Below are 5,805 nucleotides of genomic sequence, written 5' to 3'. Positions count from 1 at the left end.
CCTTTTACCTTTGGGATGTCACCCTATATCTCCTTTGCCTTCCTGTTGGGGCTGTATACCGGAGCAGTATATGGAGGGTCGATCTCGGCCATCCTGATCAACATCCCGGGAACACCTTCAGCCATCGCAACCAGTTTGGACGGATATCCGATGAGCCAGGCTGGACGGGCAGGAGAGGCCATTGGTATTTCCACGATTAGTTCAACCATTGGTGGATTCCTCAGCGTATTCGTCTTGATGTTTGCAGCACCGGCCATTGCCAGTGTTGCCCTGAAATTCAGTGCAGAGGAATATGTAGGAATTACCCTTATCGGGCTGAGTGTCATTGCAATCATCTCACCTGGTTCCACCATTAAGGGATTGGTCGCTGGAGTTATCGGTCTGATCATTGGAATTGTTGGCTTGGACCCCATCACCGGATATCCAAGGTTCATCATGGGACAGGCAGAGCTGTTGGAAGGAATCGATTCCATCCCTGTAATGATTGGTATGTACGGTCTCTCTGAGATGCTCGTGCAGATTTCCAGCGCCGAATACAAGGTAACAGTCGAACAGAAGATAAGTAAGATTGTACCTCCCTGGAAGGATATCAAGAGAATATTTGGTACAGTAGTGCGATCTTCCTTTATTGGTGTCTTGATCGGTGCACTTCCTGCTGCTGGTGGCTCTATCGCTTCCTTGGTCGCCTATGGACAGGAAAAGCGTCTGGGTAAACGCCGTGACTTGCTTGGAACTGGAATCATTGAGGGTGTTGCTGCTCCGGAGGCTGCAAACAATGCAAGCACCGGTGGTGCCTTGATTCCCATGCTTACCCTCGGTATCCCAGGGGATGCAATGACCGCAGTCTTGATGGGTGGCCTTATCATCCAGGGACTTCGTCCGGGTCCTCTGTTGTTCCAACAGCAGATGCCGTTTGTCTCATCAATCTTCATCAGCTTGCTGCTCTCAGTAGTCTTTATGTGCATTCTTGGCTTGCTTGGTGCTCGCTTGTATGCAAAGCTGATCAGCTTCCCGAAGAAGTATCTCATCCCAGCCATCCTGGTTTTTGGGTTGGTTGGTAGCTATGCCATCAGTAACTCAATCTTTGATATCTGGGTACTCATCATAAGTGGTCTGGTCGGGTTCCTCTTCAGGAAAATCGGCTTGCCTATTGCACCGATTATTCTTGGAATGATCCTCGGACCCTTGTTTGAGAGCAATTTCAGACGTGCCTTGATGCTGAGTGAAGGTAATTGGGCCACATTTGTCCAGCGACCTATCAGCCTTTTCTTCCTGATTGTCGTGGTGGTGGTACTTGCCGGCCCAGTAGTCATGAAGAGGTTCAAGAAAATTATTACAAATAGCAAGGGAGTATAATCTATGCTTGATGCAAATAGTATATTGCTCAGTTCTCTGAACATTGGAAATCGTACCGCCCAGAATCGCTTTGTCGCCCAACCAATGGAAGGGAATGACGGGGAGAATGGAGCAGTATCAGAGCGCGCAATCAAGCGCTATACACAACTTGCAGAGGGGAAGTGGGGTGTTATCGTCATCGAGGCACTTGCAGTCAAGAGTGATGCCCTTGCAAGAAAGAACCAGATGGTGATCAACAGAGAACACCTTCCGGGATTCAAGAGGCTGGTTTCAGAGATGAAAAAGGCCGATCCCAATGCCCTGATTCTCTTCCAGATTACCCACTCAGGACGAAAGAGCGGCAAGGACTTTTCCCAGCCAACAGCCTTGTACGACCCAGCACCCCATGAGCACCTGCTCACCACTGAGGAGATTGATGAAATACAGCGCCTGTTTGTGGAAGCAACCCTGCTGGCTGAAGAGGCAGGTGCCGATGGTGTGGATTTCAAGATGTGCCATGGCTACTTTGGGTGTGAGTTGCTTCGTCCTGCAAACCAAAGGGATGACAAGTGGGGAGGTTCCTTCCAGAACCGTACTCGGTTCCTCTCTGAGTCTGTGAAGGAATTGAAGACCCGTCTGAAGAACAAGGACTTCATCCTTGGCAGCAGGATCAGCTACTGGGAAGGGATCAAGGGTGGTTGTGGAACAAAGAGCGCCGATGACGCGGTGGAAGATTTAACCGAGATGGACGAGGTGATCCGGCTCATGGTCAACCTTGGCTTGGATTATGTGAACGTCTCAGCAGGAATCCCTGGGGTAACCAGTGAAATTACCCGACCGACTGCAACCTCCAAGTGGTTCTATCTACACCAGTTCAGGTATGCCCGTAGGGCGAAAGCCTTGGTCGGGGATGCAATGAAGGTGTTTGGTTCTGCCTACTCTGTTCTCAAGGAAGAAGCAATTGCCCTTGCAGAAGAGAACCTGCAGAAAGGGGACACAGACTTTGTAGGATGGGGAAGACAGACACTTGCCGATCCACTATTCCCGAAACGCCTTGCTCTGGGGGAGCAGGTGGATTATTGTAAACTTTGTTCGGGCTGTTCAAAACTCATGGTGAAACAGGAGCAGGTGAAATGCATCATCTACCCTGTGATAAAAGAATAGGTGATTGATGGCATGACAAAGCGAGTAACGGTATATGATATTTCGAAACGGCTGGGACTGAGTCCCAGTACCGTTTCGAGGGTACTCAACAACTCTTCCCTCATCAGTACGGAAAAGAAGGAACTCATCCTTCGTACTGCAGAAGAGATGGGGTACCAAAAACGAGCAATCAAACGACAGAAGGGACGGGCAATTATCAATATCCGCCTGTTTCTGCCCAAGACCCAGTTCAGTTACATCCATCTTTTCTATGATGTTGCTGAATTGATCGAAGGTATCCAGCATGGATTTGGCGAAACTCGTGTGAATATCATTACCAGCCTGAATGATGGAGACCTCTCGCTATTTGACTCCAAGAAACTTGGAGATATCGATGGGTGCATTTTTGCTTTCACCAAACCTTCTGATGCCCTTGAGGAACTTCTGGAAGACCGTTCTGTCCCGTTCATCCTTCTGAACCGTTCAAACCCTGAACATAACTATGTGTTGGTGGATAACCTGGTCGGTATGGATGCCTTGGTGGATGCGATGTACAAGAAGCGGGGGGAATCTCTCAAGCCTTGTTACGTCGGCTTCTCAAAACTTCCTTCGGTAAGTGAACAACGTGAGATGGGCGTCTATAAAGGGTGTGTGGCCCGTAATATTCCCTTTGACCGTGAGAAGGATGTGATCATGGTGGACTCCCTCACTGAACTACGTGAGAAAGTACTGCCTGCAATAGAGAAGTACTCCTATAACGGGGTTTTCTGCTTCAATGACCTTATGGCTGTTTCTCTCTACCAAACCGCCCTGAGAAGAAATTGGAGGGTGCCTGACCTGTTTTCCCTCACTGGATTTGACAACTCCCCCATGCTGCAACTATTGGACCAGAGGATCGACACCATTGAGTTCTCTCTCCTGAAATTGGGAAAAGAAGCGGGGATGTGGTTGAATGGTCGCATTATCAATCGCTTGGATAATGCAATACAGAAAGCCTTGGAAGGGGACTATATCGTGGGAGAAACAATCTAGATGGTTGATGCAAGTGAACAATATCTATTCCAAGGATACTCTCTGCCTGTTTATAAAACGGGTGTCTTGATCATAGGCTCTGGTGCTGCCTCCCTCTCGTGTGCCATCCATTTGCATAGGATGGGGTGCAGCAAGATGCTTATCGTTACCGATAACCGAAATGGGGGTACCAGCCGTAATACCGGGAGTGACAAGCAGACGTACTATCGTCAGAGTGATGCTAGTCATGTCCCCGATTCCCCCTACGCGATGGTGGAGTCATACATCCGTGGTGGTGCTACCCACGGTGATATTGCATTTGTTGAAGCCCAGAATTCCCTCCGTGCATTCTATAACCTGGTCTCGTTGGGGATGGACTTCCCTCACAATCGTTATGGTGGATACACAGGGTACAAAACCGACCATGACCCAAGCTCCAGAGGGATATCGCTAGGTCCCTATACCTCCAGGGAGATGGTAAGGGTCCTCAGTGCTGAAGTCCAAAGAAATGGTACTCCCTTCTGGGACCAGTGTGATGTGGTGCGCCTGCTTACTGATGAGAATGATCAGATGGTGGGAGCCGTCATTCTGGATAAGACAAAATTGTATGAGGAAAACCATGGACTGTCAGTTATCCTTGCCGACCATGTGGTCCTGGGAACCGGTGGACCTGCAGGCTTCTACGCCTCTTCAGTTTATCCAAGGGTACACGTTGGAAGCATTGGTCTAGCCATGGAGATCGGAGCAGAAGCAGCAAACCTGACTGAGTCCCAGTTTGGCATTGCCAGTATCAAGTTCAGATGGAACCTCTCGGGAAGTTACCAGCAGGTACTTCCTCGTTATTACAGCACTGACAGGGAGGGGAACAATCCTGAGGATTTTCTTTCTCCCTACTTCTCCTCCTGGGAAGCCCTTACCAATGCTGTGTTTCTCAAAGGCTATCAGTGGCCGTTTGACGCTGCCAAGATTTCCGATGAAGGTTCTTCCTTGATCGATCTGTTGGTCTACCAGGAGACACAGGTGAAGGGAAGACGGGTTTTCATGGATTTTCGTGAGAACCTTACCGGAAAGAGCGAATGGAGTGACTTTTCCAAAACATGTGTTGCTTCCAGTGCCTTGGGGTACCTGCAGACATCCGGAGCCTGGGCTGAAACTCCCTATAAACGGCTCCAACTGCTCAACCAGGCTGCAATTGACATGTATGCAAGCAACCATATCGATCTCTCTAAGGAACCACTGGAAATAGATGTGTGTGCGCAACACAACAACGGTGGACTTGCTGCAGATATCTGGTGGGAGTCCACGAATATCGCTCATCTTTATCCCATTGGGGAGGTGAACGGGAGTCATGGTGTGAGCAGACCAGGGGGCAGTGCATTGAACGCTGGTCAGGTAGGAGCTCTACGAGCTGCTATAAGGATCATGGGATATGGTACTCCTATGCGTTCTTCACTGCAGGCTTGCAAAATGCAGATCAACGACCTGATCCAATACATCAAGCACGTTGCATCCGCCGGGAGAAGCAACTTGCAGGAAGCCAAGATTCTGCTTGATACCCAACAATCCCTATTGCAACAGCGTATGTCTCGCTCAGCTGGGCCTATCAGGGCGCACTCCTTGGTCGAAAAGGCTTTGGTGGATGCGAAAGAGCAACAATCCATGCTTGCAAGCATAACCGACATACCATTTGTCTATCTCCCAAAGGTACTACGCTTGAGACATATGGTTTTGGCCCAGAGGTGGTACTTGTATGCCATTAAAACCTATCTGGAGAGAGGAGGTGGAAGTAGGGGATCATATCTTGTGGTATCTGAGGAAGGAGAGACTCCTCACCCCTTGTTGGCTACCTATAGCATGGTGCCCGAGGAGAGGTCCTTGCGTTCATACGTACAGGTTATAGACCTGGATGAATCAAGTTCACTCCAGTGCCGATGGGATACCTGTAGGGAAGTACCATCAGAGACCTTCTGGTTTGAGCGTGTTTGGCGGGAATTCAAGGAAAAATCCTATCTCAACGCATAGTGCATTGAGATAGGGATACGAGACTGTTACAGTCTGGGGATCGCAAGTCCTCCATCAACAGTGATGACTGTTCCGCTGGAGAAGGGGAGCGCACCCTCGAATAGGGAGCTTACCGTCTTGCCGATGTCCTGGGGTGTACCCCAGCGCATCTGTGGTACCAGCCCTTCTGCAAGCAGGGAGTCATACTTTCCCTCTACCGCTGAGGTCATATCGGTCTTGATGATACCCGGTCGTATTTCGTACACGAGAGCGCCTTCAGGTGCGAGACGTGTTGAGAAAAGGGAAGCAGCCATC

At 49.6% G+C, this 5,805-nt stretch carries 5 protein-coding genes; 4 read left to right on the top strand and 1 reads right to left on the bottom strand.

From position 1 onward, the window contains the following. The 4 genes from AB7S66_RS08735 to AB7S66_RS08720 all read left to right on the top strand — a co-directional run. On the top strand, positions 1 to 1,356 hold a 1,356-nt coding region (locus AB7S66_RS08735; RefSeq protein ID WP_428519122.1), incomplete at its 5' end, for a tripartite tricarboxylate transporter permease. 3 nt (positions 1,357 to 1,359) lie between these two features. Then, positions 1,360 to 2,499 (top strand): hypothetical protein, encoded by a 1,140-nt coding sequence (locus AB7S66_RS08730; protein ID WP_428519120.1) that lies wholly within the window; start codon positions 1,360 to 1,362, stop codon positions 2,497 to 2,499. A 12-nt stretch (positions 2,500 to 2,511) separates the two neighbouring features. Then, a complete protein-coding gene (locus AB7S66_RS08725) occupies positions 2,512 to 3,510 on the top strand; it encodes a LacI family DNA-binding transcriptional regulator (RefSeq protein WP_428519118.1) in 999 nt (332 codons plus the stop codon). Further along, positions 3,511 to 5,511 carry an FAD-binding protein gene (locus tag AB7S66_RS08720; protein ID WP_428519116.1) on the top strand — a complete coding sequence of 667 codons (2,001 nt, stop codon included), beginning with the start codon at positions 3,511 to 3,513 and terminating at the stop codon, positions 5,509 to 5,511. It abuts the gene before it with no gap. A 26-nt stretch (positions 5,512 to 5,537) separates the two neighbouring features. Here the strand turns inward: AB7S66_RS08720 and AB7S66_RS08715 are convergent. Continuing rightward, the coding region (locus AB7S66_RS08715) for an SDR family oxidoreductase (RefSeq protein ID WP_428519114.1) at positions 5,538 to 5,805 on the bottom strand (268 nt) is incomplete at its 5' end.

The organism is Sphaerochaeta sp. (genome assembly GCF_050178175.1).
In the GTDB taxonomy this organism is placed as follows: Bacteria; Spirochaetota; Spirochaetia; order Sphaerochaetales; family Sphaerochaetaceae; genus Sphaerochaeta.
This window is presented reverse-complemented; position numbering and strand designations above follow the sequence as displayed.